Annotated in this window: 23 protein-coding genes; 5 read left to right on the top strand and 18 right to left on the bottom strand. The window is 67.9% G+C overall.

The genetic code is table 11. The features are described 5' to 3' along the window. The 5 genes from def to rpe are packed head-to-tail and all read left to right on the top strand — an operon-like array spanning position 1 to position 4,403. A complete protein-coding gene (gene def, locus IEW85_RS02975) occupies positions 1–546 on the top strand; it encodes a peptide deformylase (protein WP_188682648.1) in 546 nt (181 codons plus the stop codon). Then, positions 543–1,088: an NUDIX domain-containing protein gene (locus IEW85_RS02970; RefSeq protein ID WP_188682647.1), complete on the top strand. Its 546-nt coding sequence runs from the start codon at positions 543–545 to the stop codon at positions 1,086–1,088. Before def ends, IEW85_RS02970 begins: the two co-directional genes overlap by 4 nt. Beyond that, a complete protein-coding gene (gene fmt / locus IEW85_RS02965; protein WP_188682646.1) occupies positions 1,069–2,127 on the top strand; it encodes a methionyl-tRNA formyltransferase in 1,059 nt (352 codons plus the stop codon). The genes IEW85_RS02970 and fmt overlap by 20 nt, the downstream gene beginning before the upstream one ends. After that, positions 2,124–3,725: an RsmB/NOP family class I SAM-dependent RNA methyltransferase gene (locus tag IEW85_RS02960; RefSeq protein WP_229658745.1), complete on the top strand. Its 1,602-nt coding sequence runs from the start codon at positions 2,124–2,126 to the stop codon at positions 3,723–3,725. The genes fmt and IEW85_RS02960 overlap by 4 nt, the downstream gene beginning before the upstream one ends. 9 nt (positions 3,726–3,734) lie before the next feature. Further along, the gene (gene rpe, locus IEW85_RS02955) at positions 3,735–4,403 is read left to right on the top strand and encodes a ribulose-phosphate 3-epimerase (protein WP_188682645.1); all 669 of its coding nucleotides are present in this window, start codon (positions 3,735–3,737) and stop codon (positions 4,401–4,403) included. An 80-nt stretch (positions 4,404–4,483) separates the two neighbouring features. Here rpe and nrdR read toward each other — a convergent pair whose 3' ends face one another. The 18 genes from nrdR to IEW85_RS02865 all read right to left on the bottom strand — a co-directional run bounded on the left by nrdR (position 4,484) and on the right by IEW85_RS02865 (position 26,096). Next, complete coding sequence (gene nrdR, locus IEW85_RS02950) at positions 4,484–4,987, bottom strand: transcriptional regulator NrdR (protein ID WP_188682644.1); 504 nt, start codon at positions 4,985–4,987, stop codon at positions 4,484–4,486. Between the two features lie 9 nt (positions 4,988–4,996). Next, the gene (dnaE, locus tag IEW85_RS02945; protein WP_188682643.1) at positions 4,997–8,545 is read right to left on the bottom strand and encodes a DNA polymerase III subunit alpha; all 3,549 of its coding nucleotides are present in this window, start codon (positions 8,543–8,545) and stop codon (positions 4,997–4,999) included. Between the two features lie 18 nt (positions 8,546–8,563). Then, on the bottom strand, positions 8,564–9,520 hold the full coding sequence (locus IEW85_RS02940; RefSeq protein WP_188682642.1) for an RluA family pseudouridine synthase: 957 nt from the start codon (positions 9,518–9,520) through the stop codon (positions 8,564–8,566). After that, positions 9,517–10,116 carry a signal peptidase II gene (locus IEW85_RS02935; RefSeq protein WP_229658744.1) on the bottom strand — a complete coding sequence of 200 codons (600 nt, stop codon included), beginning with the start codon at positions 10,114–10,116 and terminating at the stop codon, positions 9,517–9,519. The genes IEW85_RS02940 and IEW85_RS02935 overlap by 4 nt, the downstream gene beginning before the upstream one ends. A 102-nt stretch (positions 10,117–10,218) precedes the next feature. Further along, positions 10,219–11,178 carry a DivIVA domain-containing protein gene (locus IEW85_RS02930; protein WP_188682641.1) on the bottom strand — a complete coding sequence of 320 codons (960 nt, stop codon included), beginning with the start codon at positions 11,176–11,178 and terminating at the stop codon, positions 10,219–10,221. A 133-nt stretch (positions 11,179–11,311) separates the two neighbouring features. Further along, positions 11,312–11,599, bottom strand: coding sequence for a YggT family protein (locus IEW85_RS02925; RefSeq protein WP_188682640.1), 288 nt, complete (start codon positions 11,597–11,599; stop codon positions 11,312–11,314). A gap of 38 nt (positions 11,600–11,637) precedes the next feature. Further along, positions 11,638–12,309: a cell division protein SepF gene (locus IEW85_RS14280; protein WP_229658743.1), complete on the bottom strand. Its 672-nt coding sequence runs from the start codon at positions 12,307–12,309 to the stop codon at positions 11,638–11,640. 48 nt (positions 12,310–12,357) lie between these two features. Then, positions 12,358–13,125, bottom strand: coding sequence for a YggS family pyridoxal phosphate-dependent enzyme (locus IEW85_RS02915; protein WP_188682639.1), 768 nt, complete (start codon positions 13,123–13,125; stop codon positions 12,358–12,360). Then, entirely contained in the window at positions 13,122–13,865 is a 744-nt protein-coding gene (locus tag IEW85_RS02910) for a purine nucleoside phosphorylase YfiH/LACC1 family protein (RefSeq protein WP_188682638.1), read from the bottom strand. Before IEW85_RS02910 ends, IEW85_RS02915 begins: the two co-directional genes overlap by 4 nt. A 44-nt stretch (positions 13,866–13,909) precedes the next feature. After that, complete coding sequence (ftsZ, locus tag IEW85_RS02905) at positions 13,910–15,166, bottom strand: cell division protein FtsZ (protein WP_188682637.1); 1,257 nt, start codon at positions 15,164–15,166, stop codon at positions 13,910–13,912. A 308-nt stretch (positions 15,167–15,474) separates the two neighbouring features. Further along, positions 15,475–16,278 (bottom strand): cell division protein FtsQ/DivIB, encoded by an 804-nt coding sequence (locus tag IEW85_RS02900; RefSeq protein WP_188682636.1) that lies wholly within the window; start codon positions 16,276–16,278, stop codon positions 15,475–15,477. Then, a complete protein-coding gene (gene murC / locus IEW85_RS02895) occupies positions 16,275–17,711 on the bottom strand; it encodes a UDP-N-acetylmuramate--L-alanine ligase (protein ID WP_268234641.1) in 1,437 nt (478 codons plus the stop codon). The genes IEW85_RS02900 and murC overlap by 4 nt, the downstream gene beginning before the upstream one ends. Then, positions 17,708–18,826 (bottom strand): undecaprenyldiphospho-muramoylpentapeptide beta-N-acetylglucosaminyltransferase, encoded by a 1,119-nt coding sequence (gene murG, locus IEW85_RS02890; RefSeq protein ID WP_188682635.1) that lies wholly within the window; start codon positions 18,824–18,826, stop codon positions 17,708–17,710. Before murG ends, murC begins: the two co-directional genes overlap by 4 nt. A 45-nt stretch (positions 18,827–18,871) precedes the next feature. Then, positions 18,872–20,170 carry a putative lipid II flippase FtsW gene (gene ftsW / locus IEW85_RS02885; protein WP_188682634.1) on the bottom strand — a complete coding sequence of 433 codons (1,299 nt, stop codon included), beginning with the start codon at positions 20,168–20,170 and terminating at the stop codon, positions 18,872–18,874. A gap of 43 nt (positions 20,171–20,213) precedes the next feature. Then, positions 20,214–21,803 (bottom strand): UDP-N-acetylmuramoyl-L-alanine--D-glutamate ligase, encoded by a 1,590-nt coding sequence (gene murD / locus IEW85_RS02880; RefSeq protein WP_188682633.1) that lies wholly within the window; start codon positions 21,801–21,803, stop codon positions 20,214–20,216. After that, complete coding sequence (gene mraY, locus IEW85_RS02875; protein ID WP_188682632.1) at positions 21,800–22,906, bottom strand: phospho-N-acetylmuramoyl-pentapeptide-transferase; 1,107 nt, start codon at positions 22,904–22,906, stop codon at positions 21,800–21,802. The genes murD and mraY overlap by 4 nt, the downstream gene beginning before the upstream one ends. Continuing rightward, complete coding sequence (locus IEW85_RS02870; RefSeq protein WP_188682631.1) at positions 22,900–24,414, bottom strand: UDP-N-acetylmuramoyl-tripeptide--D-alanyl-D-alanine ligase; 1,515 nt, start codon at positions 24,412–24,414, stop codon at positions 22,900–22,902. The genes mraY and IEW85_RS02870 overlap by 7 nt, the downstream gene beginning before the upstream one ends. Then, positions 24,411–26,096, bottom strand: coding sequence for a UDP-N-acetylmuramoyl-L-alanyl-D-glutamate--2,6-diaminopimelate ligase (locus IEW85_RS02865; protein WP_188682630.1), 1,686 nt, complete (start codon positions 26,094–26,096; stop codon positions 24,411–24,413). Before IEW85_RS02865 ends, IEW85_RS02870 begins: the two co-directional genes overlap by 4 nt. Between the last annotated feature and the right edge of the window lie 52 nt (positions 26,097–26,148).

Below are 26,148 nucleotides of genomic sequence, written 5' to 3'. Positions count from 1 at the left end.
ATGTCCGTTCTGAACATCCGTATGATCGGGGACCCTGTCCTGCGCACTCCCACTTCGCCGGTGGAGAGCATCGATGATCGCATCCTCTCGCTGGTGGAGGATATGTACGACACCATGGATGATGCGCGCGGCATCGGCCTGGCCGCCAACCAGGTGGGAGTGGGCCTGCGCATCTTCACCTACGGCGTCGCCGGCGTCCGCGGCGCGGTGATCAATCCGGTGCTCGAGCTCAGCGGCGAGCCCGAGTTCACCCCGCGGGACAACGAGCAGGGTCTCGCCGAGGAGGAGAATCTTCTGAAGGAGGGTTGCCTCTCGGTCAAGGAGATCTACGGCCCCGTGGCCCGCCCCCAGCAGGCTCGGCTCACCGGCCTGGCGCCCGACGGCAGCCGCCTCGAGGTCGAGGCCACCGGGTTGCTGGCCGCCTGCTTCCAGCATGAGCTGGACCATCTCGACGGCAAGCTCTTCCTCGACCGCCTGCGGGGCGAGGAGAAGCGTCGCGCCCTGCAGACCCTCCGCGAGCGCGACTACGGCAGGACGGCGTCGTGACCGAACGCTTCCACGTCATCCCTGCCGCCTATGTGTTGCTGACCCGTCCCGCCCAGGAGGCCGAAGCCCTCGAAGTCCTGCTGAATCATCGGCAGGGCACCGGCTATATGGACGGCCACTGGGCCTTCGGCGCGGCCGGCCATGTGGAGCGCGGTGAGACGGTGCACGCCGCCTCCGTGCGCGAGGCCGCCGAGGAGCTCGGTGTGCGCATCGAGGAGGCCGATCTCGTGCCGCTGACCGTCATGCATCGCACCGGGATCAGCGGCGAACCCATCGACGAGCGCGTGGACTTCTTCTTCAGCGTCAGCCGCTGGGAGGGCACCCCCTCCGTGCAGGAGCCGGAGAAGTCCGCCGCCCTGCAGTGGTTCCGTCTGGACCAGCTGCCCGAGCCGGTGGTCCCGCATGAGCTCAACGTCCTGACCGGCGTGCGGGATTGGGCGCTGGAAGAGATCACCAGCTTCGGGTTCACCCCCGCCGAAGCCCAGGAACAGGCGACGGCCGCCGGACGACAGGAGGAGACCAATGATCCATCACACCCCTGAGACGCTGGCGGAGTCCGTCGCCGACCTGGGTTCCAGCTCCGTCGGCTCCGCGCCTGTCCTCTTCGCCGGCACCCCGGAGATCGCCGCCGACTGCCTGCGCTCCCTGCTGGCCGACGGCGTCCGGATCACCGCAGTGCTCACCCGCCCGGACGCGCCGGTGGGCCGCAAGAAGCGTCTGACCCCCTCCCCCGTGGCGCAGGCCGCTGAGGAGGCCGGAATCCCCGTGATCCGTGCGGCCCGGGTGGATGACACCGTCACCGAGCAGCTGGCCACCACGGGCGCCCGGCTGGGCGTGGTCGTCGCCTATGGTGCGCTGCTCCCCCAGCCGGCTCTGGACGCGCTGCCGCTGGGCTGGGTCAACCTCCACTACTCCTGGCTGCCCAAGTACCGCGGCGCCGCCCCGGTGCAGCACTCCATCCTCAACGGCGAGGAGGTCACCGCCGCCACGGTCTTCCAGCTGGAGACAGGCATGGACACCGGACCGGTCCACGGACTGGTGGAGCATCCGCTGCCGGCGGATGCGTCGGCGGGCTCCATGCTCACCACGCTCACCCGCTCCGGCTCCTCGCTGCTGCGCGTTCTGCTGCCCGAGCTGCTGACGGGGACCTCCGCGCCGCAGCCTCAGCAGGGCGAGCCCAGCCTGGCTCCCAAACTCAGCCGTGAGGACGCCTTCATCGACCCCTCCGCCTCTGCGGCCGAGATCATCCGCCGCATCAACGCGACCATCCCGGAGCCCGGGGCCTGGACGCTCAACGGGGAGGATCGGGTGAAGCTCGGCGTCGCCCGCGCCTATGAGGCGGTGCTGCCCGAGGCCTGGGGACGAGCAGCCGCCGGTGAGGTCCTCGAGGCCGCAGCCGATCGGGGCGGCTCCGGGAAGACTGTGCTGATGAAGGCCGGCGACGGCGCCCCCGTAGTGCTCAGCGCCGTGCAGCCTGCAGGCAAGAAGATGCTCAATGCGGCCGATTGGTTCCGCGGTCTGCAGGGACGCACTGTGCTGGGACCCGGCGCAGGATCGAACAGGAACGAGGACGCACAGTGAGCCAGACTCCCCATTCGGACGGCAGCCGCCGCAACGCCAAGGGGCGCGAGCGCAACCGCGGCCAGCGCAACCAGCAGGGAGAGCGGGGCCGGCAGGGCCAGGGCCGCCGCTACAGCCAGAAGGCTCCCTCCCAGCGCAGCCGCCGGGCGGATCCGGCCCGCACCGCCGCCTTCAAAGTGCTGCGCGCCGTCAGCCGCGATGACGCCTACGCCAACCTGGTGCTGCCCGCTGAGATCCGCCGGGCCACGCTGGACCGCCGCGACGCCGGCTTCGCCACCGAGCTGACCTACGGCGCCCTGCGTGCTCAGGGCACCTATGACTCCATCCTGTCGCGCTGTGTGGACCGCGGGCTCGATCAGCTGGATGCCCCCATCCTGGACGCGCTGCGCCTGGGCGTCCACCAGCTGCTGGCCATGCGGGTCACCACCCATGCGGCCGTGAACGAGACCGTGGGGCTGGTGCGCGCCGAGATCGGGGCAGGCCCCTCCGGCTTCGTCAACGCCGTGCTGCGCAGGGTCAGCGAGAAGTCTATGGAGCAGTGGGTGGAGGAGATCTCCGGCGCTGAGGAAGCTGGCAGCGACGCCGCCCTGGCCCTGCAGCATGCCCACCCCGCCTGGGTGGTCCGCGCACTCAAGCAGTCCCTGAAGATGCACGGCCGCGGCGAAGAGCTTCAGGAACTGCTCACCGCCGACAACGCCTCCCCCGAAGTCCACCTGGTGGAGCTGCCCGGCGTCGGGCAGAAGCGCCTGGCCTCGGCCCTGGAGGCAGGTGCTGCGGCCTCCCATCTGGTGGAGGGCGCCGCCGTCTTCCGCGGAGGCGATGTGGGCCGGCTGCCCGGCGTCCCCGAGGGCGAGCTGCGTGTCCAGGACATCGGCTCCCAGTGGATCGCCCGTGCCCTGGCCGGAGCCTGGACTCCGGAGACCACAGACCCTGATGTGGCCGGAGAACGCTGGCTGGATCTCTGCGCGGGCCCCGGAGGCAAGGCCGCACTGCTGGCCGCCCTGGCCGCCGAGCACGGAGCCACGCTGCTGGCCAATGAGCCCGCCGCCCACCGTGCCGAGCTGGTCACCAAGGCCCTCTCCGCCGTTCCGGCCGAGGCCTGGAGCGTGCGCGCCGGAGACGGTCGCAGCATCGCTGAGACATCCGAACGCTACGACCGCATCCTGATCGACGCTCCCTGCACCGGTCTGGGCGCGCTGCGCCGTCGCCCCGAGTCGCGTTGGCGCCGCAGGCCCGCCGATCTGGCCGAGCTGACCGTGCTGCAGGAAGAGCTGCTGGACGCCGGGGTCGGGGTCCTGGCCCCCGGCGGCGTGCTGGCCTATGTGACCTGCTCCCCGCATCCGGCCGAGACGCTGGTCCAGGTGGAGGATGTGCTGCGCCGCCATCCGGAGCTGCAGCTGCTGGATGCCCATGAGGCCATGGCCTCAGCCTCCCTCCCCGCAGGCGCGGAGGCCATGGAGGCCACCGCCGGGCAGGAGGCCGAGGGGGGCTCCATCAGCTCCAAGCTGGTCCAGCTGTGGCCCCACGCCCACGGCACCGACGCGATGTTCTTCGCACTGCTGCATAAGCCGGGGCGTCTCCAGGTGCAGGAACAGTAGGATCGGACTATGAGCGCACCGTGCATCCACCCCAGCATCCTCAACGCTGACTTCGCGAACCTGGAGCGGGAGCTCTCCCGCATCAGCTCCGCCGACGCCGTCCACGTGGACGTCATGGATAACCATTTCGTCCCCAACCTCACCCTGGGACTGCCGGTGGTGGAGTCGATCAGGAAGGTCACCGACCTCCCCCTGGACATCCATCTGATGATCGAGGACCCGGATGTGTGGGCGCCGAAGTACGCCGAACTGGGCTGTGAGTCGGTGACCTTCCATGCGGAGGCCGCCGGGGCTCCCATCCGGCTGGCCCGCGAGCTGCGCAGCCAGGGCGCCGAAGCGGCCATGGCCCTGAAGCCGGCCACCGGCGTCGAGTCGTATCTGGACATGCTCGGTGAGCTGGACATGCTGCTGCTGATGACGGTGGAGCCGGGCTTCGGGGGACAGAAGTTCCTGGACCTGGTGCTGCCCAAGATCCGCCGGGCGCGGAAGGCCGTAGACGATCTGGGCGGGAACATCGCCGTGCAGATCGACGGCGGAGTCAGCATCGAGACCATCGAGCGCGCCGCCGAGGCCGGTGCCGACACTTTCGTGGCCGGCTCCTCGGTGTACTCCGCACAGGACCCCGACGCCGCCATCGCTGAGCTGCGCGGGCTGGTCCAGAAGGTGCCCTTCAGCTAGGGCTCAGACCCCCAGATACGAGAGAACCGGCGGTGCTCTCAACCTTCCCCTGAAGAGAGCACCGCCGGATATCTGGGAGTCTACCGGAAGCCGAACCTCGGCTGCACGACTTTTGCACCATCTGACGTCGACGGGATCTGCTCCTCGCGGCGCAGCTCCTCGATGGCGGACTCGAAGTCGTCGAGATCGTTGAAGCCCCGGTACACGGAGGCGAAGCGCATATAGGCCACCACGTCCAACTTCTTCAGCGGACCCAGGATGGCCAGCCCGACGTCGTTGGCGTCCACCTCGGCGTTTCCGGAGGCGCGGACGGCCTCCTCCACCTCCTGGGCCAGCACCGCCAGGTCGTCGCTGGAGACCGGACGCCCCTGGCAGGCCTTGCGCACGCCGTTGATGACCTTGGAACGGTCGAAGGGCTCAGCGGCCCCGGAGCGCTTGATGACGTTCAGCGAGGTGGTCTCCATCGTGGTGAAGCGTTTGGAACACACCGGGCACTGACGGCGTCGGCGGATGCCGGACCCGTCGTCGAGCATGCGGGAATCCACCACACGGGACGAGTCATGCCTGCAGTACGGACAATACATAGGGGCATCCTATCCTTCCAGGCAGCTGGGCCCCAGAAGAACCTTGAGGTCACCGTAGAGACCCGGTGAGGGCGTGACCTGGTAGTCCGGACCCAGGCGCATCAGCTCCACCTTGTCCCCGGAGAGCAGCTTCACGTGCACCTCATTGCTGCCCCGGTGGCGCTGCAGGGTCTCCCCCAGCTGGCTGACCACCTTCTCGGAGGCCCGCTGCGTGGGCAGCGAGAGCACCACCGGTCCGGTGCTGGCACCCTCCCCCTCCAGATCAGGGACGATCATGTCCTGGGCCGAGATGGAGACGCCGCCGTCCTCGCGCCGCTGAAGCCGGCCCTTGATGGCCACCACCAGATCATCGGCCAGGACCATGGACACCGGCTGATAGGCCTTGCCGAAGAACATGACCTCGATGGTGCCGGCCAGGTCCTCCACCTCCAGACGGGCATAGGGATTGCCCGAGCTCTTGGCGATGCGCCGCTGCAGACCGGTGATCATCCCGGCGATGGTCACCACTGTGCCGTCCGGCGGGCCGTCTTCGCTCAGCAGCGAGGTGATGGAGCGATCGGCGTGCTGGGCCAGCACGCGCTCCAGGCCCTGGAGCGGATGGTCGGAGACATAGAGCCCCAGCATCTCGCGCTCGAACGCCAGCTTGTCCTTCTTATCCCATTCGGGCATCTGCGGGACGGCCACACCGTCGATGTCGCCCATATCGGAGTCCTCGCCGGCCATCGCGCCGAAGATGTCGGTCTCATACTGCTGAGACTTCTTCTTATGGCTGATCGCCTGATCCACGGCCTGCTCGTGGATCGTGACCAGGGCGCGGCGGGTATGGCCCAGCTCGTCGAAGGCACCGGCCTTGATCATCGACTCGATGGTCCGTTTATTGCAGACGTGCATGGGGACCTTCTTGAGGAAGTCGGAGAAGCTCTCATAGGCTCCCTGCTCCTCGCGGGCCTCCACCATGCCGGCCACCACATTGGAGCCCACATTGCGCACAGCACCCATGCCGAAGCGGATCATGTCATCACCCACCGGGGTGAAGGTCAGCGCGGAGTCGTTGACCGAGGGGGCGGAGACGGTGATGCCCATGCGGCGGCACTCGGAGAGGTACATGGCCAGCTTGTCGCGGTTCTCACCCACAGAGGTCAGCAGCGCCGCCATGTACTCAGCCGGGTAGTTGGCCTTCAGAAAGGCGGTCCAATATGCGATCAGTCCGTAGGCCGCGGAGTGGGCTTTGTTGAACGCGTAGTCGGAGAAGGGCAGCAGGATGTCCCACAGCGCCTGGGCGGCCTCCTCGGAGAAGCCGTTCTCCGTCATACCGCCGAAGAAACCGACCTGCTGCTTATCCAGCTCGGCCTTCTTCTTCTTACCCATCACACGGCGGAGGATGTCCGCCTGGCCCAGGGAGTAGCCGGCCACCTTCTGGGCGATGGCCATCACCTGCTCCTGATAGATGATCAGGCCGTAGGTGGTGGAGAGGATCTCCTCCAGGGGCTCGGCGAGCTCCGGATGGATGGGGGTGACCTCCTGCGCTCCGTTCTTGCGCAGTGCGTAGTTGGTGTGCGAGTTCGCGCCCATCGGACCAGGACGGTAGAGGGCGATGGTCGCGGAGATGTCCTCGAAGTTATCGGGCTTCATCGCCTTCAGCAGCGACTGCAGGCCCGAACCGTCCAGCTGGAAGACGCCGAGGGTCTTGCCGCTGGCCAGCAGGTCATAAGAGGGACGGTCGTCCAGCTCCAGGGTCTCCAGGTCGATGTCCACGCCCCGGTTCTTCCGGATGTTCTCCAGGGCGTCGGAGATGATCGTGAGGTTGCGCAGCCCCAGGAAGTCCATCTTGATCAGACCCAGCGACTCACAGATCGGATAGTCGAACTGGGTGATGATGGCGCCGTCCTGCTCACGCTTCATCAGCGGAATGATGTCCAGCAGCGGATCCGAAGACATGATGACGCCGGCCGCATGCACGCCCCACTGGCGCTTCAGGCCCTCCAGACCGGAGGCCAGATCGAAGATCTCCTTCATCCGCGGATCGGAGTCCAGGAACTCACGCATCTCGCCGGCCTCGGAGTGGCGGGCCGACTTCTCGTCGTAGATCTCCCCCAACGGCATGGGCTTGCCCTGGGCGTCCGGCGGCATCTTCTTGGTCAGCTGATCACCGGTGGAGAAGGGCTCACCCATCACACGGGCTGAGTCCTTCAGCGCCTGCTTGGATTTGATGGTGCCGTAGGTGACGATCATCGCCACGCGCTCATCGCCGTATTTGCGCACCACATAGTCGATGACCTCGGAGCGGCGACGATCATCGAAGTCGATGTCGAAGTCGGGCATGGAGACACGGTCCGGGTTGAGGAACCGCTCGAAGAACAGGCCGTGCTCCAGCGGGTTCAGGTCGGTGATGCGCATGGCATAGGCCACCATGGAGCCTGCACCGGAGCCTCGGCCGGGTCCCACACGGATCCCGTTCTCCTTGGCCCATCTGATGAAGTCGGCCACCACCAGGAAGTAGCCCGGGAAGCCCATCTGGTTGATGATGCCGATCTCGTACTCGGCCTGGTCACGCACATCGGAGGGAATGCCGCCCGGGAACCGGTAGTCGAGCCCGCGCTCCACCTCCTTGCGGAACCAGGTGTCCTCGGTCTCCCCCTCCGGAGTGGGGAACTTCGGCATATAGGAGGCCGACTCGTCGAACTCCACCTGGCAGCGCTCGGCGATCTCCAGAGTGTTGTCGCAGGCCTCCGGGAAGTCGCGGAAGAGGTCGCGCATCTCCGCCGGAGACTTGAGGAAGAACTCCTCCGAGTCGAATTTGAACCGGTTGGGGTCATCCAGCGTGGCGTTCGACTGCACGCACAGCAGCGCCCCGTGGGACTTGTGGTCGTGTTGGTGGGTGTAGTGGAGGTCGTTGGTGGCCACCAGCGGCAGGTTCAGGTCCTTGGCCAGCTTGAGCAGGTCGTTCTTGACCTTCCGCTCGATCTCCAGGCCGTGGTCCATCAGCTCGCAGTAGAAGTTGCCCTTGCCGAAGATGTCCTCGAACTCGCCGGCGGCCCGCTTGGCCTCCTCGTACTGGCCCAGGTGCAGGCGGGTCTGGATCTCACCGGAGGGGCAGCCGGTGGTGGCGATGATGCCCTTGCCGTAGGTCTGAAGCAGCTCCCGGTCCATACGGGGCTTGAAGTAGTAGCCCTCCATGGAGGCCAGTGACCCCAGCCGGAAGAGATTGTGCATGCCGGCGGTGTCCTCCGCCCACATGGTCATATGCGTATATGCACCGCCGCCGGAGACGTCCTTCTGGCCCACGACACCGTCGCCCCACTTCACACGCCGACGCTCGGAGCGGTGCGTGCCCGGGGTCAGATAGGCCTCCAGCCCGATGATGGGCTTGACGTCATACTGCTGGGCGGTCTTCCAGAACTCATAGGCCCCGAAGAGGAAGCCGTGGTCAGTGGTGGCCACAGCAGGCATCCCGAGGTTCTGGGTCTGTTCGAAGAGCTCACCGATCTTGGCGGCCCCATCGAGCATGGAGTACTCGGTGTGGTTATGCAGGTGGACGAAATCGCCGCTCGTGGCCATAGTCTCCGGTCCCCTTCCTCAGCCGTTCTCCAGAATGTCCAAAGCCTGAGCCAGATCCTGCGGATGCTCCGAACGGAAGCTGACCCATTCCCCGGAGGCGGGGTGGGTGAAGCCCAGCTCCACCGCATGCAGCCACTGCCGGGTCAGGCCCAGATCCGAGGCGATGCGCGGATCCGCCCCATAGGTCAGATCCCCGGCGCAGGGATGGCCCATGGCCGAGAAGTGCACCCGGATCTGGTGGGTGCGGCCGGTCTCCAACTGGATCTCCATCAGGCTGGCCCGGCCATAGGCCTCCAGCAGGCGGTAATGCGTGCGGGACTCCCGGCCGCCGTCGAGCACGGCGAACTTCCAGTCATGTCCCGGATGGCGACCGATGGGGGCATCGATGGTGCCGTCCACCGGATCCGGCAGGCCCTGGACCAGCGCGTGATAGGTCTTCTTGGGCGTCCGGTCGCGGAAGGCGTCCTTGAGCACGCTGTAGGCCCGCTCCGTCTTGGCCACCACCATGATCCCGGAGGTGCCCACATCGAGGCGATGGACGATGCCGCGGCGCTCCTGCGCTCCGGAGGTGGCGATCTCCACGCCCTGGCCGAGCAGTCCGCCGATCACAGTGGGGCCGCTCCACCCCGGGGAGGGATGAGCCGCAACGCCGACCGGCTTGTCCACGACTACGAGATCCTCGTCCTCATGCAGCAGCCTCAGATCCTGCACGACTTCCTCCTTCACTGCCAGCGGGTCCTCCTGCTCCGGGACCTCCACGGTGATGACTGCTCCGGCGTCCAGCTTCTCAGACTTCTTGATCGGGGCTCCGGCCGCACGTCCCTGCGTCCGGTCCTGGCCCCAACGGGCGAATCCGGCGGCCAGCCACTGGGCGGCCTCCGTGCGGGAGATCTCGAACTGGGCCGAGAGCACGGCGTCGGCCCGGCGCCCTCCGGAGGCGGGGTCCACGGTGAAGGTGGTCTCCTCGAGGCTCATCCGGCGCTGTCCTCTTCAGCATCCGCGGGCTCGCTCTCGCGTCCTTCACGGCTCCCGTCGATGTTGCGGCCGGTGAGCATCAGCAGGCACATCCCGATCATGGAGCAGGTGATGAAGATATCGGCCACGTTCATCACCGCGAAGTTCGGCACGGCGATGAAGTCAACCACCGCGCCCAGGCCGAAGACGTGCTCTCCGCCGTCGGCGGGGTGCATGGGCCGGAAGAGGCGGTCGGTCAGATTGCCGGCCACGCCGCCGGCCAGTCCGCCCAGCCCCAGGGTCCAGGGCCAGGAGCCGCCCAGCTTCCGGGAGTGCCAGATCACGAAGATCAGCACAGCCGTCATGATCAGGGTGAAGAACCAGGTGTGATCGGTCCCCATGGAGAAGGCGGCTCCGGGGTTGAGGTGGTGCCGCCAGTAGAGCACCGGAGGCAGGACCTCCACCTGCTCATGGAGCTCCAGGGTGCGCTCCACCCAGAGCTTGGTCCCCTGGTCCAGCACCCAGGCTCCCACCGCCATGAGGGCCGCGAGGATCAGGGCAGCTCTGCGCGTGGGGCCCCGCTGCGGGCGGGAGGATCCGGCAACCGATTCAGACACCCATCCACCTTACTCTGTGTCTCTGTGCGCATGCGAGAAGGGGCGGCAGGGGACGCATCGGTCCCCCGCCGCCCCTTCTCCAGGCGACACTGAGCGGCTCTCCTACTCGGCGCCGGTGGTCTCCTTCTCGATGGAGCCGCGGCTGTTGAGATCGTTGAGCTGGCCCTCGATGTAGTCCTTCAGACGGGCGCGGTAGTCGCGCTCGAAGCTGGTGAGCTCGGTGACCTTGCCCTCCAGCTCGGACTTCTTCCGCTCCAGGGCGGACAGCGTCCGGGAGGAGGTCAGCTCGGCCTCTTCGATCATGGTGTTGGCGCGGGTCTCGGCCTCGGTCACGATCTCCTGGCGCTTGCGCTCAGCTTCGGTGACGTATTCCTCGCGGGTCTGCTCGCCCTCGGCGATGAGCTCATCGCGCGTGGTCTGGCCTTCGTTGACCAGCTCCTCACGCTTCTGCTCACCCTCGGAGATGTACTGGGCACGGGTCTGCTCACCCTCGGAGATGTAGGCGGCCCGAGTCTGCTCACCCTCGGAGATGTAAGCCGCGCGGGTCTGCTCACCTTCGGCCACGTACTGATCGTGAAGCTTCTGCGCCATAGCCAGCACACCGGCTGCGGAATTGGCCTCGTCGGCCGCCGGTGCAGCGGCGGCGGCAGGAGCCTCGGCGGGCTCCGGACGGCGCTGAGCCGGTGCGGTGCCTGGTGCATACTCGGGCTGAGCGCTGACAGCAGACTCCTCAGCGGCCGGCTCCTCAGCCTCGGCCGGCTCCTCCTGCTCCTCCTCGTCGGTGACGGGAGCGAAAGTTCCGGTGACCTCAGCAGAGGTTCCGGCGTAGCCGGAGAGGCCAGCGTCGTTGAGGTCGTCCGGCTCGAGGTTCGAGGGGTTCTCCTCGATCTGCTCCTCGAGGGAGGTCACCTGCGCCTGCAGGTCCTCATTCTCCTGGATCAGCCGTCGCCACTCGACAACCACCTCGTCCAGGAAGTCGTCGACCTCGTCCTTGTCATAGCCGGGACGGAATTTGGTCTCCGGGAATTCCTTGTTCAGGAGGTCGTCTGGTGTCAGAGCCATGCGGTGTCACCTCATCGAAAAAGTCCATTGGTCACCGCACAGGATACCCATGTGGGTTCCTCACCTTCGACCTGAACCTTCAAGTGAGACTTTCACATTCGACCTGGGGCGTTCAGCAGGCCCTCAGACAGGCTCAGGCGAAGCCGCGCAGCACCATCTGAGCGATCACCACGGCGAAGAACGTGATGAGGAAGCCCATATCCAGCGCGACGCCGCCCAGCTGCAGCGGCGGCACACGCTTCTGGATCGCCTTGATGGGCGGATCCGTGACCGCATAGACGGACATGGCCAGCAGCAGGGCTGGTCCCTTGGGTCGCCAGAATCGGGCGTACTGCTGGGTGATGTCGAAGATGATCCGGATGACCAGAGCCAGCTGGAAGACGACCAGCAGCAGGTAAAGGGGCGCGGTGATGAGATCCACAGTGGTTCAGACTACTTCAGTGCCGGCGCAGATGCAGTTCAGCTCTGGTTGAAGAACTGAGCGGAGGAGGGTGCCTCTGCGGCCGCGCGCTCCTCGGCCAGGACCTCGACGTTCTTCGGGGTGAGCAGGAACACCTTATTGGTGACGCGCTCGATGGACCCACCCAGGCCGAAGACCAGGCCGGCGGAGAAGTCCACCAGACGCTTGGCCTCCGCCTCGCCCATCTCCGTGACGTTCATGATGACCGGGATGTTGTCCCGGAAGGACTCACCGATGACCTTGGCGTCGTTGTAGGAACGCGGGTGAACAGTGGTGATTTTTCGCATCTCGGAGCTCTCGTCGCGGGAGGAGGGGGCACGCTTGATCGGGGTCACAGGAGCCCGGTAGTCAGGGTCCACAGCCAGGTTGCTGCTGTTGTACTGCTGCACGGAGGAGGCTCCGGCCTGCTCCCCGGTGTTCAGCGGCACGACGGCGCTGCTCTCGGTTGCGGTGGGGACAGCACCTGTGGCCTGCTGAGCCGTGACAGCCGGCGAAGAGGATCGCGCGGAGGGCTGACGCTCGGCGGGGGCAGGTGCGGAGCTGCGGGCCTCAGGAGCAGACTCGGAACTGCGCGGGGCACTCTTCTGCTCGTTGCTGAAGCTCTCGTCGCTGTAGTCGTCTCCGTCGGCCAAGCCGAGGTAGATCATGGTCTTCTTGAATGCACCGGCCATGAGGGGTCTCCTGGGGAAGAATCGGGTTCTCGCTGCGCGACTTCGAGCCTACCGGGCATAGGGGCGCTCCCCGAGGACATCGCGTCCGATCCGGAGGTGTGTCGCGCCGTGGGCCACGGCCTGCTCCAGGTCACCGCTCATCCCGGCCGAGACCATGCCCGCCTGCGGGTGCTCGGCCAGCAGCTCGGCGTGCAGCCGACTCAGCCGTGCGAAGGCCTCCTCCGCCGGCTCCCCCAGGGGGGCCACGGCCATGAGCCCCGCCAGGCGCAGACCCTGCGCCTCGGAGATCCCGGCGGCCAGGGCGGGGACCTCCTCGGGTGCGGCTCCCCCGCGGGCGCCCTCCTCCACCTGTTCGCGCAGGTCCACCTGGATGAGGCAGCCCAGCGGCTCCGCGCGCTCGGCGGCGACCTTCTTCAGTCCCTTCAGGAGCGAGCCGCGGTCCACCGAGTGCACGGCATGGGCATAGCCGGCCACCGACTTGGCCTTATTGGACTGCAGCTGGCCGATGAAGTGCCAGCGCAGCGGGTCAGCGTCGTAGGCCTGAGCGTCACGTGCCCGCAGCGCCTGGGCCACCTCGCGGGCCTTGGCGGAGGCCTCCTGGTCCTTGTTCTCGCCCACATCCCGGACTCCCAGGTCGTAGAGCCGGATGACGTCCTCAGCGGGGAAGTATTTGGTGACCACGATGAGTTCGGGACGCTGCTCACGCCCGGCGGCCTCCACGGCGCGGGTGATGCGCCGTTCAACGGCCGAAAGGCTCTCCGTCAGCTCGGCGGTGCGGGGATCTGCGGTGCTCTGCTCTGCGTATCGGCTGTTCACGGCGTCCAGATTATCCCGGCGATGCGCCCGGGCGCGGCACCCTGCTGGGAGCTTCGCCGATGCGAGAAGAGCGACTCGTCCTCCATCGTGCAGCCGGCGGTGTCCACCACCTCGATGCCGGCCTCACTGAGGACCTGTGCGGCCTCGGCCTTCAGATCCAGGGCTGCCGTGCCCCAGCGGGTGCGGGAGCGGATGGCGGGACGCTCGGCGGCGATCTGATCCACCATCTCTTCCGGGATCTCATAGCACTGCCCGCAGGCTCCTGGGCCGATCCAGGCGGTGATGGCTCCAGGCTCGCTGAGCTCGCGAGCTCGGCTGCGCATGGCGCTCACCGTATTCTCCAGGACCCCGCCCAGTAGTCCCGGCCGGCCCGTATGGGCGGCACCGGTGACCACGCCGGAGGATGTGGCGCCGGCCAAGAGGATGGGCGGGCAGTCCGCGCCCATCACGGCCAGCGGCTGGACACCGCGTGGCGAGATCCAGGCATCGGCCTCCGGGGCCGGCTGCTCCGGCCCGGGGAGCTGCGCGGAGGAGGCGTCGAGGACGCGGGAGGAATGGATCTGCTGGAGGTAGTGCACCGAGCCGACCTCCAGACCGAGGTGCTCCTCCAGGCTGCGCCTGTTCTCCAGGGCCCGGGCGGGATCGCCCACATGGGTTCCGAGATTTCCTGCCCGGACAGACGTGAAGGCGACGCGGACACCACCTGCGGCATCATCATGCCACCAGAGCGGTGTGTCCACGTCGCCTCCGTGTCACTGCGATGGGAAGGTTCTCGCCGAAAGACTCACTTCAGGAAGTCGGGGACATCCAGATCGTCGTTGCGACCGCCGGAGTAGTCCGACTCCACGATGTCCGGGATCTCCTCCTCCTTCTCCTGCTGCCCAGCAGGGGCTGCCTGCTGCTGCTCTGGGAAGGCGCGCTCCTGCGGAGCGGTGTCCTGGGAGGAGGCTGTCTGCGCACCTGCCCCTGCTCCGGCGGCCGGAACAGTGCCCGGCACGGTGCCGGGGACCGGCGGTGCCTGACGGGCGGGCTGCGGGGAGGAGGTGCGCGGCGCCTGCTGGGCCGGAGCCTGCTGCGGCGGCGCCGAGGTCACGTCGACCTGGTCGAAGCCGGCGGCGATCACAGTCACGCGTGCCTCGTCGCCCAGGGCGTCGTCGATGACCGCACCGAAGATGATGTTGGCCTCGGGGTGCGCGACCTCCTGGACCAGACGTGCGGCCTCGTTGATCTCGAAGAGGCCGAGGTCCGAGCCGCCCTGGATGGAGAGCAGCACGCCGTGGGCGCCGTCGATGGAGGCCTCCAGCAGCGGGGAGGCGATGGCCAGCTCGGCCGCCTTGACCGCGCGGTCCTCGCCGTTGGCCGAGCCGATGCCCATGAGTGCGGAGCCTGCGCCCTGCATCACGGACTTGACGTCGGCGAAGTCGAGGTTGATCAGGCCCGGGGTGGTGATCAGGTCGGTGATGCCCTGGACACCCGAGAGCAGGACCTGATCCGCCGAGCGGAATGCGTCCAGGACGGAGACGTTCTTATCCGAGATGGAGAGCAGACGATCGTTCGGGATGACGATCAGGGTGTCGACCTCGTCGCGCAACGCCTCGATGCCTGCCTCGGCGGAGGTCGCACGGCGGCGGCCCTCGAAGGTGAAGGGACGGGTGACCACACCGATGGTCAGTGCGCCCAGGGAGCGGGCGATGCGGGCGACCACAGGAGCGCCGCCGGTGCCGGTGCCACCACCCTCGCCGGCGGTGACGAAGACCATGTCGGCGCCGCGCAGGACCTCTTCGATCTCCTCGGCGTGGTCCTCGGCGGCCTCACGGCCGACCTCGGGGTTCGCGCCGGCTCCCAGTCCGCGGGTGAGCTCGCGTCCGACGTCGAGTTTGACGTCCGCGTCGCTCATCAGCAGAGCCTGGGCATCGGTGTTGATGGCGATGAACTCGACGCCGCGCAGGCCGACCTCGATCATCCGGTTCACGGCGTTGACGCCGCCGCCACCGATGCCGACGACCTTGATCACGGCCAGGTAGTTGTTCGGTGCTGCCACGTTGTTAGTCCCTTGCTCGTCTCAGATCTCAGAGGCACGAAGGCTCCCGCTGCCTGTGTGAGCCGCAGCGCGACTCCTCACTGTCTCAACCCGTCTGAGTCATCTGGCCCGGACCGGTATGGTTCGCGGTCATACCGGGCCGGAGACGACTCCGACGTCGCAGCGGCTCGTCCCAAGCAGACGGGAGCCTCCGTACTCATGACATTCTTCTGTTCTGCCCGAACCCCCAGCAACGTTCAAGTTGCACTTGAACCTTAGAGGTTCGAGTCCGTTCGTCGCTGACCACCCTACAGCGGGGCCGCGAGTGTTCAGTCCTGTGTGATCGGTGTGTCCGGTGTGGAGATGTCGATGGTCTCCACCTCGGTGAACTCCGGGGCATCAGAGTCCAGGATGGCCTCCAGCACGGCGGCCTTCTCCGGACCGCGCTCCTCGCCGCCCCAGACGATCGTGCGGCCGTCCTCGAGGACCAGCTGCACCGAGTCGATGGACTCCGCAGTGGCCGACTCCATGGAGTCCCGCGCCGGCCCCGGCAGCTCGCCGAGCACCGAGACGATGGCTCCGAACACCGATTCGCTGTCCAGAGCCGCCTCGCTGCTGATCTCCGGGGTGGCATAACCCTCGGCCTCATCCGTCTCCCCCTCCTCGAAGGTGCGGATGACATCGCCCTGCTCGTTGTAGAAGAGCAGCTCATCGTCCTGACGGACCTCGGCCACCGGCGGATGCTCCAGGATCTCCACCTGGAGGGTGTCCGGCAGCTGCCCCTGGACGATGACCTCGTCCACCACGGACTCCTCGGCCAGCAGCTCCTCGATCTGCCGGTTGCCCACCTGGGGCAGCGGCTGTCCGTAGACCGGCTCCAGCAGCTCCCGGGCGCGCTCATCGGTGAGCAGATCATTGCGCTCCACCGTGACCGTGCGGATGGTCAGCAGCGGGGAGAAATAGAGCGTGGCCACGATCCCGACCAGCGCCAGCAGGCCGATGAGGATCAGCAGCAGCCCACGACGCCGGCGGCGCCGCTGGCCCACAGCCTCCGGCTCCGGGAAGCTCAGCGGGGAGCTCTCATCCTCCTCCTGGAAGATGTCCGGGTCCTCCCGGTCGGACTTCCGTCTCACCGGGACTGATCCTGCAGGGCCGCTGTGACCTCCGAGCCCAGAGCCGTGACGTCGCCCGCACCCAGAGTCAGGATGATGTCTCCGGACTCAGCGGCCGCGGCCACATGCTCCACTGCTCCCCGACGGGAGAGCAGAGCACCCGTGGGCGCGGACTCCCCGCTGAAGAGCGGAGCGCTGATCAGCACGGCGCTGACGCCGGGGATGGGCTCCTCGCGCGCCGGGTAGATGTCCAGCACGGCCACATCGTCGGCCGCCCGCAGCGCCTGGGCGAACTCCTCGGCGAAGAGCTGGGTGCGGCTGAACAGATGCGGCTGGAAGATCGCATGGACCTTCCCGACGGCGGTGGAGCGCGCCGCCTGCAGCACAGCGGCCACCTCGGTGGGGTGGTGGGCGTAGTCGTCATAGACGCGGACTCCCCCGGCCTCACCGCGGAAGTCGAAGCGGCGGGATGCTCCCTGGAAGTGCTCCAGGGCATCGGCGCAGACCTCGGGCTCCAGGCCGGCACGCAGGCCCACTGCCAGAGCGGCCATCGCGTTGCAGGCGTTGTGCCGTCCCGGTGCGGTCAGCCGCACATCGGCGGGCACCCCGAAGGCCTCGACCCGCAGATGCTGGCCCACTCCCCCGGCCAGCATCTCGGAATGGTCGGTGATCCGCAGATCGGCGTCCTCGGCGAAGCCGTAGGTCACCACGCTGATGCTGCGCTGGACCAGCTCCTCGCGCACATCGGCGAGCAGGCGGCGGGCGCCGGCGTCGTCGGCGCAGAGGATCAGCTGTCCGCCCTCGGTGATCCGGCGGGTGAAGTCGATGAAGACCTGGTGCACGGCCTCAGCGGTGCCGTGATGGTCCAGGTGGTCGGCCTCCACATTGGTGATGATGGCGACCTCGGGGGCGTAGTTCAGCAGAGAGCCGTCGGACTCATCGGCCTCGGCCACGAACCACGCCCCCTCACCGGCCGCGGCGTTGACGCCCAGGCCGGAGACGGTGGCGCCCACGGCGAAGGTGGGTGAGAGCCCGGCCTTCTCCAGCAGCACCGTGGTCATCGAGGAGGTGGTGGTCTTTCCGTGGGTCCCCGCCACGGCCACGGCCCGCTTGCCGGCCATCGTGGCCGCCAGACCCTCGGAGCGGTGCAGCACGGTCATCCCGCGGCGCACCGCCTCGTCGTACTCCGGGTTGCCGGCCGCAGCGATGGAGGAGGCGATGATCGTGGAGACCTCCGAGCCGATCTCCTCCTCCACGGAGGCGATGTTCTCGGCGGCGTATCCCACCCGCACAGCAGCTCCGGCGGAGCGGAACTCCTCCAGCACGGGCAGGTCCTTGGCATCGGTGCCGGAGATGGCCACCCCGGCGGCCTGCATGAGACGGGCCACCGCAGAGACGCCGACTCCGGCCATCCCGAGGAAATGGACATGGCCGAGTTCGTTCAGGGCAGTCACTCAGCGGCCTCCTGGTCGAGGTCGTAACCGGCGGCCCGCAGAGCGGCGCGGGCCATCCGTTCGTCGGCGTCGGTGATGCCGCGCTCGGCGGCGTGCTTCTCCATGGTCAGCAGCAGGCGCGGATCCTTGAGCAGCGGAACGATGTTGCGGCCGATCCACGGCTTGGTGAAGTGCTCGTCCTTGACCAGCAGCGCACCGCCGGCGTCCACCAGCTCCCGGGCGTTGAGCTCCTGCTCCCCGTTGCCGATGGGCAGCGGGACGAAGACGGCGGGGAGCCCGACGGCGGCCACCTCACAGACGGTGGCGGCACCGGCGCGGGCCACGATCAGGTCGGCTGCGGCGTAGGCGGACTGCATGCCGTCCAGGTACTCGCGCTGGTGGTAGCCCTCAGCCTGAACCGGCTCGCCGGCCTCATCCAGCACCGCCTTGTCGCGGCCGGTCAGGTGCAGCACCTGGGCGCCGGTGGCCAGCAGATCCTCCAAGGCCGCGGAGACGGCACAGTTCAGCGAGAGCGCCCCGGAGGAGCCTCCGGTGACCACCAGCGTGGTGCGCTCGGGATCAAGCCCCAGACGCTCCCGGGCCGCGGCCTTCTCCTCGTCGCGGTCCAGTTGGGAGATCTCCCGGGACATGGGCATACCCACCCATTGGGCGCCCTTGAGCGGGGTGCTCTCATAGGCCACACCGGAGAAGGCGGAGAAGCGGTTGCCCAGCTTATTCGCCAACCCTGGGCGCGCATTGGCCTCATGCAGCACCACCGGCACGTCAGCGCGCTTGGCGGCCACATAGACCGGAGTGGAGACATAGCCGCCCACCCCGATGACCACATCGGCCTCACGGCTGCGGATGATCTGCTCGGCGTCTTTGACCGCGCCGCTGAAGCGGCCGGGGAACTTCAGCAGGTCCCGGGAGGGCCTGCGCGGCATGGGGACCTTCTCGATGGTCTCCAGCTCATAGCCCGCGGCCGGGATCAGGCGGGTCTCCAGGCCGACTTCGGTGCCGATCATCGTCTGGCGTGCACCGGGGGCGAGGCGGGCGACGGCGTCGGCGATGGCCAGCATCGGTGAGATGTGGCCGGCGGTGCCGCCGCCGGCGAGGACCACAGAGGGTTCGCGCATAACGTCCTTATGTCTCATGGTGGGCAGTGAGATTCATCCTCTCCATTATGACTGCTGGCGCTGGGCGTCGAGCCGCTGGCGCCGGGCGAAGTTCAGGATCACACCCACTGCGATCAGTGCACAGGTCAGTGCCGAGCCGCCGTAGGAGATGAACGGCAGCGGCACACCGACCACCGGCAGCAGGCCGGTGACCATGCCGATGTTGATGAAGGACTGACCCACCAGCCAGGCCGCGGTGCCCATGCAGACCAGTCGGGTGAAGCGGTCGGTGGAGGCTGCGGCCACGCGGAAGATGCCCAGGGTCAGCACGGCGAAGAGGCCGAGGACCAGCAGCGTGCCCAACAGGCCGAGCTCCTCACCGATGATGGTGAAGATGAAGTCGTTCTCCACCTCGGGGATATAGGCCCACTTCTGCCGGGATTGGCCCAGGCCCACACCCCAGAAGCCTCCGGAGGCCAGGGCGTAGAAGCCCTGTTCGGTCTGGTGGCAGGGCTCGCTGGGGTGATCGCAGTTCATGCCCAGCCAGGCGTAGACGCGCATCATACGGTACGGCGTCACCCACATCAGCGCTGCGACGGCGGCCACGGCCGCACCCGCACTCATCAGGAAGTAGCGCAGGGCCACACCGGCGGTGAAGAGCAGAGTGCCCACCAGCACCAGGATGATCAGGCTGGTGCCGAGGTCGCCGCCCAACAGGACCAGCAGCAGCACGAAGAGCGATCCGGGGACCACGAAGGGCATCATCCAATGGGAGAACTGCTGGACCAGCCGGCCCTTGCGCGCAAGGACCGCTGAGCCCCAGAGGACCAGGGCCAGCTTGGCGATCTCGGAGGGCTGTCCCTGCACCGGGCCCAGGCGGATCCAGTTGGTGGAGCCGCCGCCCTCCACACCCAGCGGGGTGAAGGCCACCAGGGCCAGCAGCACAGAGGAGAGGATCATCAGGAACCACCCGATGGCGCCCAGCCATCGGGTGGGCACCCGCGAGGCCAGGAAGAGGCCGACCACGCCGATGATCGCCCAGATGCCCTGACGGGTGAAGAGGGTGAAGGAACTCCCCGATTCGCCGAAGGCGTCCACTGAGGAGGAGGAGAGCACCATGGTCAGGCCGATGGCCGCCAGGGCCAGTGTGGCGCCCAGGATCAGCCAATAGTTGGTATAGGGGTTGCCGCCCTCCAGAAAGCCCCACATGCGGGTGATGCGGGTGGCGCGGCGGGCCTGGCGCTCCTCGCGCCACTGACGGCCGAGGCTGCCGTCGCTGGGACGCTCTTCGGCGGAGGACTGCTCCGAATCCTCGACGAGGCGCAGATTCTTCCGGCGCTCCTCCGGGGTGAGGTCTGTGGTCATCGAGATCCTCCTCCCGGGTCCTCGTCCTGGTCAGTGTGCAGGGTCAGTGATCTTCCCTGCTGTCCATCAGCTCCGCCACGGCATCGATGAAGGCCTGTCCGCGGTGCCCATAGGACTCGAACTGGTCCATGGATGCGGCCGCCGGGGCCATCAGCACAGTCTGCCCGGGCTGGGCCAGCCGTGCCGCCTCGGCCACCGCCGCACGCATCGCGGCGTCGCCATCGGTGCTACGCAGCTTCTCCGCGGAGAGCTCGGACTCATCATCTCGCACGCCGGGACCGATGATCGGGACCGAGGGCGCGTGTCGTTCCAGGCTGGACCGCAGCTGAGAGGAGTCTGCGCCGATGAGGATCACCTGACGCAGCCGCGGTGCGATCTCAGCCACCAGCTCGTCATAGACCACACCCTTGGGCAGTCCCCCGGCGATCCACACGATGTCGGTGAAGCTGCGCAGCGAGGCGGCGGCCGCATGCGGGTTGGTGGCCTTGGAGTCGTTGATCCAGAGCACATCGCCGGACTTGGCCACCGGCTGGATGCGGTGATCACCGGGCTCATAGTCCAGGATCGCCTGACGGATGGAGGCAGGCTCGACGCCGGCCGCACGAGCCAGTGCCGCCGCCGCCAGCGTATTGGCCACCAGATGCTGCGGGGCCCCGCCCTGGCCGGTCAGGCCGAAGTCGGCCAGCGCGCCCAGCTCCAGGGCCTGGCGGCTGCGGTCGGCCAAGAAGGCACGGTCCACCAGGATGTCGTCCACCAGGCCGAGCATGGAGAGCCCGGGGGTCTGCGTGGTGAAGCCGATGGCCCGGCAGCCCTCCTGGACGTCCGCCTCGGCCACCATGTCCTCAGTGAGCTTCTCCTCGGCGTTGTAGACGCAGGCCACCTGGGTGTTCTCGAAGATCTTCGCCTTATCGGCGCGGTAGCCCTCGAAGCTGCCGTGCCAGTCCACATGGTCCTCGGCGATGTTCAGCACGGCAGAGGCCAGCGGGTTCAGACGCTCGGTGTAGTGCAGCTGGAAGCTGGAGAGCTCCACCGCCAGGGCGTCGAAGCCCTCCGGATCGCGGATCGCGTCCAGCACCGGCACGCCCACATTGCCGCAGGCGATGGCGCGGCGGCCGTCGGCGATGAGCATGGACTCCAGCATCATGACCGTGGTGGTCTTGCCGTTGGTCCCGGTGAGCACCAGCCAGTCGGGGTTCTTCGCCCCGGGACGTGTGCCCAGGCGCCAAGCCAGCTCGATCTCGCTCCACACCGGCACGCCCTGCTCGCGGGCCTGGGCGATCAGCGTGGAGTCGGGCCGCCAGCCCGGAGAGGTGACCAGCAGATCGGGCACAGCCAGAGTGCCCTCGGCGTCGGGGACCTGCGGGAGCGACCCCGTGTGCTCCGAGCCCAGCCGCACCTCGGTGACCCCCACGATCTTCAGTGTGGCGGCGTCGTTCTGCTGCTTCTCGGTGTTGCGCCCCTCCAGGACGGTGACGTGGACGCCCAGCTCGGCCAGTGTGTCCGCGGCCGAGAAGCCCGAGACGCCCAGACCGGCGACGACGGCGCGCAGGCCCTTCCATTCGGCATCCCAGCCGCGCAGATCGGGTAGGACCGAAGGTTCGCGCGGAGGTTCGGGAGTCTGCTCGCCCGTCACTGCGTGACTACCCACTCTCCGTAGAAGACGGCCAGGCCCAGTCCGACGGCCACTGCGCAGATGATCCAGAAGCGGACCACCACAGTGACCTCAGCCCAGCCCTTGAGCTCGAAGTGATGCTGCAGCGGAGCCATCTTGAAGATTCGCTTGCCGCCGGAGAGCTTGAAGTAGCCCACCTGGATGATCACCGAGCAGGTGATGATCACGAAGAGGCCACCCAGCACGATGAACAGCAGCTGGGTGTGGGTCAGGATGGCGAAGCCGGCCAGGGCGCCGCCGAGCGCCAGAGAGCCGGTGTCACCCATGAAGATCTTGGCGGGCGAGGTGTTCCACCACAGGAAGCCGACCAGGGCGCCGGTGATGATGCCGGCGAGCATGGCCATATCCATGGGGTCGCGGACCTCGTAGCAGACCTCGTCCACGGCACGGGCCATCCCGCAGCCCTGGTTGGACTGCCAGATGGCGATGATCGTGTAGGCCGCGGTGACCATGGCGGTGGCCGCGGCGGCCAGGCCGTCCAGACCGTCGGTCAGATTCACCGCATTGGTGGCCGCAGTGTTGATGATGTTCGCCCAGATGACGAAGAGGATGCCGCCGATGATCGGGCCTGCGAAGGCCAGGTCCAGGGCGGTCTCCCGCACGAAGGAGATGGCGGTGGAGCCCGGGGTCTGCCCCTCAGGGTTGGGGAAGTTCAGCGCCAGCACGGCGAAGAGCACACCCACTGCGCCCTGTCCCAGGATCTTGGCCCAGGGGGTCAGGCCCAGCGACTGCTTCCTGCTGATCTTGGCGAAGTCGTCTGCGAAGCCGACCAGGCCCATACCCACCATGAGCAGCAGCAGGAGCAGCCCGGAGGCCGTGGGGCCCTGGGCGGCGTCGCTGGTCAGCAGCAGGAAGGCGTGGGCGCCCAGATAGGCGAGCACCACCGCCACCAGGATGACGGCACCGCCCATCGTGGGGGTGCCCCGCTTCACGTGGTGGGATGTGGGCCCGTCGTCTCGGATGAACTGTCCGTATCCCCGCTTGACCAGCAGCCGGATGAACAGCGGGGTGCCGAGCAGCGTCAGGAGCAGCCCCAGGCCGGAGCCGATCACTACACCTAGCACTGCGAACCTGCCTTCCCGTCTCCGGTGAGGTCGTCTGTGCTCACGGCAGCACCGGTACTGGCCGCGATCCTATCTCCAAGAAGTCTAAGGCCCACGCCGTTCGAGGACTTGAACAACACGACATCCCCTGCACGAAGCTCACTGGTGAGGTAGGCCTCAGCCTCTTGAAGATCCTCCACCCAGTGGGCTTCCTCGTTCCAGCTGCCCTCCGCCACGGCGCCGCGGTAGAGCTGGTAGGCCTCCTGGCCCACCACGAGCAGCTGATCGATGTTCAGCCGTACCACGGTCTCGCCCAGCTGGATGTGCTTGATGTTGTGCTCATCGCCGAGTTCGAGCATGGCGCCGAGCACGGCCACGCTGCGGCGCTGGGGACCCTGCTGCGGCCGGGTGATCCGGGCCAGGGTCTTCAGCGCCTCCCGCATGGACTCGGGGTTGGCGTTATAGGCGTCGTTGATCACGGTGACGCCGTCGGCACGCTCGGTGCGCTCCATGCGCCAACGCGAGCCCGGGCCCAGCCCGGTGAGCCGCGCAGCGACCTCCTCGAAGGCCACGCCGGCGCGCAGGGCGGCCGCGGCGGCGGCCAGCAGATTGGTCACATGGTGGGATCCGGTCAGGCCGCTGACCACCCGGATCCCCGTGGTGGTCGCGCTGTCCTCGTCATGGTGGGCGAGGGTGAAGACCGGGCGCCCGGCGTCGTCGAGGGTGAGGAACTGCGCCTGGATCTCGACCTGCTCCCCCTCGCCGAACCAGGTGATGGGCGCATGGGCACGGGAAGCCATGGCGCTGACCTGGACGTCGTCGGCGTTGAGGATCACATGGCCCTCTGCCGGCACGGCCTCGGCCAGCTCGCCCTTGGTCTGAGCGATCTTATCGGCGCCGCCGAATTTTCCGGCGTGGGCCGAGCCCACCATGAGCACCACACCGATGTCCGGGGTGACGATCTCGCAGAGCTGGCGGATGTTCCCGGGGGCGTCGGCGCCCATCTCCAGGACCAGGTAGCGGGTGTCCAGGGAGGCGGTGAAGATGGTCAGGGGCAGGCCGACCTCGCCGTTGTAGGAGCCCTGCGGCGCCACCGTGGGACCCTCAGGCCCCAACAGCGACTTCAGCAGATCCTTGGTGGTGGTCTTGCCCGCCGATCCGGTGATGCCGATGACCGTGGTCTCGGAGTGGGCCCGGATACGGGTGACGATCTCTGCGGCCAGCCGGCCCATGGCGGCGACCACGTCCTCGACGATCACCGCAGGGTGGGGCGTTCCGTCGGCGGCCTCGGTCTCCCGCTCGGCCAGCACCATCGCAGCGCCTGCTTGAAGGGCGGCGTCGATGAAGCGGTGGCCGTCGGTGACCTCGCCGGGCTTGGCGACGAACAGGGCCCCGTGCCCGGAGGCCGAGAGGGCCATGTTCCTGGAATCAGTGTCGGCCGAGTCCACGATCAGGGCCTCGGGATCCGCGACGCCGCGCAGGCGCCCGGACACCGCTGATGCCACCTCAGCGGCAGTCAGCTCGATCATGCTGTCTCTCCTCCGTTCTGACGACCGGCGTCCTCCAACGGCGCGAAGCCATGGCGGAGCAGGGCCGCACGCAGCTCTGCCCGATCATCGATGGGGTGATGCTCACCGGCGAAGTCCTGGTAGACCTCGTGACCCCGGCCAGCAAGGATAATCGTGTCTTCATGAGAGGCCGATGAGACGGCGCGCTCGATGGCGTCGGCCCGCGGAGAGACCTCCTCCAGCACCGTGCTCAGCTCGCCCAGCTCCACGGCCTCCTGGGCTCCGGTCATGAGCTCCTGACGGATCTGGGCCGGGTCCTCGCGGTGCGGGTCGTCGTCGCTGATGATCACGTGATCAGCCATACGCACGGCGATCGCGCCCATGGTCGGACGCTTGGAGCGGTCCCGCTCCCCCGCTGCGCCGATGACCAGGATGATCTTGCCGTCGCCCTGGCGCGTCTCAGAGGCGGCCTCCAGCGTGCGGATCATGGCATCCGGGTTGTGCGCGAAGTCCACGATGGCCGCCGGAGAGGTGCCGATGACCTGCATGCGCCCGGGCACGCTGATGGTGAAGGGGTCGTCCTGCTCCAGGGCCTCGACGACCTCCGCACGGCTGAACTCGGTGTTCTTGGACTCCAGGACCATGACGGCGGCCAGCGCCGCATTGGAGATGTTGAAGCGACCGGGCAGGCCGGTGCGGGTGCGGATCCGCTCTCCGCTGCGCGCGTGATGCAGGGTGAAGGCGTGGCCCAGGCCGGAGAGCTCGATGTCGACCACCTCCCAGTCCACCTCCATCGGCTGACCGGCGGTGGCCAGGGTGATGACCTCTCCGGAGGCCGCCGAGGCCATCTGGTGGCCCCACGGGTCGTCCACAGTGATCACCGAGGTGCGGGTACGGCGTCGGGCGAAGAGCTGGGCCTTGGCGGCGAAGTACTCCTCCATGGAGCCGTGCAGGTCCAGGTGGTCCTGGGTGAGGTTGGTGAAGCCGGCCACCTCGTAGAAGAGCCCTGAGGTCCGGTGGTAGCTGATGGCATGGGAGGAGACCTCCATGGCCGCGGCCCCCACTCCGCGTTCCCGGAACAGGGCCATGAGGCTGTGCAGCTGGACCGCCTCCGGGGTGGTCAGCTGCGAGGGGATGGTCTCCTGGCCGGCGGCGATCTCGATGGTGCCGATCAGCCCGGTCAGCTTCTCGCGCCGGGCCATCACCTGGTTCAGCAGGGAGCGCAGGAAGTAGGAGGTGGTGGTCTTGCCGTTGGTGCCGGTGACGCCGAAGAGGGCGGGGCCGGAGTCGGCGGTGTTGCCGTAGATCGTGGCGGCGGCGGGGCCAGCGGAGTCGCGGACCTTCTCCACCTGAATCACCGGAAGGACATAGCCCAACGCCTCACGGACCCTGTCCACTCCGGCGGCGTCGGTGAGCACTGCGGCGGCGCCGGCCTCCACGGCGTCGCGGACGAAGTCGGCTCCGTGGGCGCGGGCGCCGGAGACGGCCACGAAGAGGTCGCCCTGCCCCACAGCGTTGGGGTTCATGGCGGTGCCGGTGAGACGGATCTTCTCCGCCGCGCCGCTGACCGGGGTCAGCAGCGGGTCATAGCCCAGCCCGTGGAGGACCTCGCGCAGCTGCCCGACATCGGTTCCTGTCACCCGCTGGGGCCGCAGCACGCTGTCCTGCTCAGCGACGGAGAGACGGGTCTCTGATGGGGGCATAGCTTCTCTCATTTCGAAGATCTCGTTGGTCGGGCAGGGGCAGGTGCCCCGT

Origin of the sequence: Nesterenkonia cremea (assembly GCF_014642675.1) — a bacterium.
Taxonomy (GTDB): Bacteria; Actinomycetota; Actinomycetes; order Actinomycetales; family Micrococcaceae; genus Nesterenkonia; species Nesterenkonia cremea.
Note: the sequence above shows the minus strand (reverse complement) of the source record. Positions and strands in the feature narration are given on the sequence as shown.

Bases quoted from the DNA above. Each gene is read 5' to 3' on its own strand.
- def (WP_188682648.1), top strand. From the start codon at position 1: ATGTCCGTTCTGAACATCCGTATGATCGGGGACCCTGTCCTGCGCACT.
- fmt (WP_188682646.1), top strand. From the start codon at position 1,069: ATGATCCATCACACCCCTGAGACGCTGGCGGAGTCCGTCGCCGACCTG.
- rpe (WP_188682645.1), top strand. From the start codon at position 3,735: ATGAGCGCACCGTGCATCCACCCCAGCATCCTCAACGCTGACTTCGCG.
- nrdR (WP_188682644.1), bottom strand. From the start codon at position 4,987: ATGTATTGTCCGTACTGCAGGCATGACTCGTCCCGTGTGGTGGATTCC.
- dnaE (WP_188682643.1), bottom strand. From the start codon at position 8,545: ATGGCCACGAGCGGCGATTTCGTCCACCTGCATAACCACACCGAGTAC.
- IEW85_RS02940 (WP_188682642.1), bottom strand. From the start codon at position 9,520: ATGAGCCTCGAGGAGACCACCTTCACCGTGGACCCCGCCTCCGGAGGG.
- IEW85_RS02930 (WP_188682641.1), bottom strand. From the start codon at position 11,178: ATGGCTCTGACACCAGACGACCTCCTGAACAAGGAATTCCCGGAGACC.
- IEW85_RS14280 (WP_229658743.1), bottom strand. From the start codon at position 12,309: ATGGCCGGTGCATTCAAGAAGACCATGATCTACCTCGGCTTGGCCGAC.
- murG (WP_188682635.1), bottom strand. From the start codon at position 18,826: ATGCGCGAACCCTCTGTGGTCCTCGCCGGCGGCGGCACCGCCGGCCAC.
- ftsW (WP_188682634.1), bottom strand. From the start codon at position 20,170: ATGACCACAGACCTCACCCCGGAGGAGCGCCGGAAGAATCTGCGCCTC.
- IEW85_RS02870 (WP_188682631.1), bottom strand. From the start codon at position 24,414: ATGATCGAGCTGACTGCCGCTGAGGTGGCATCAGCGGTGTCCGGGCGC.
- IEW85_RS02865 (WP_188682630.1), bottom strand. From the start codon at position 26,096: ATGCCCCCATCAGAGACCCGTCTCTCCGTCGCTGAGCAGGACAGCGTG.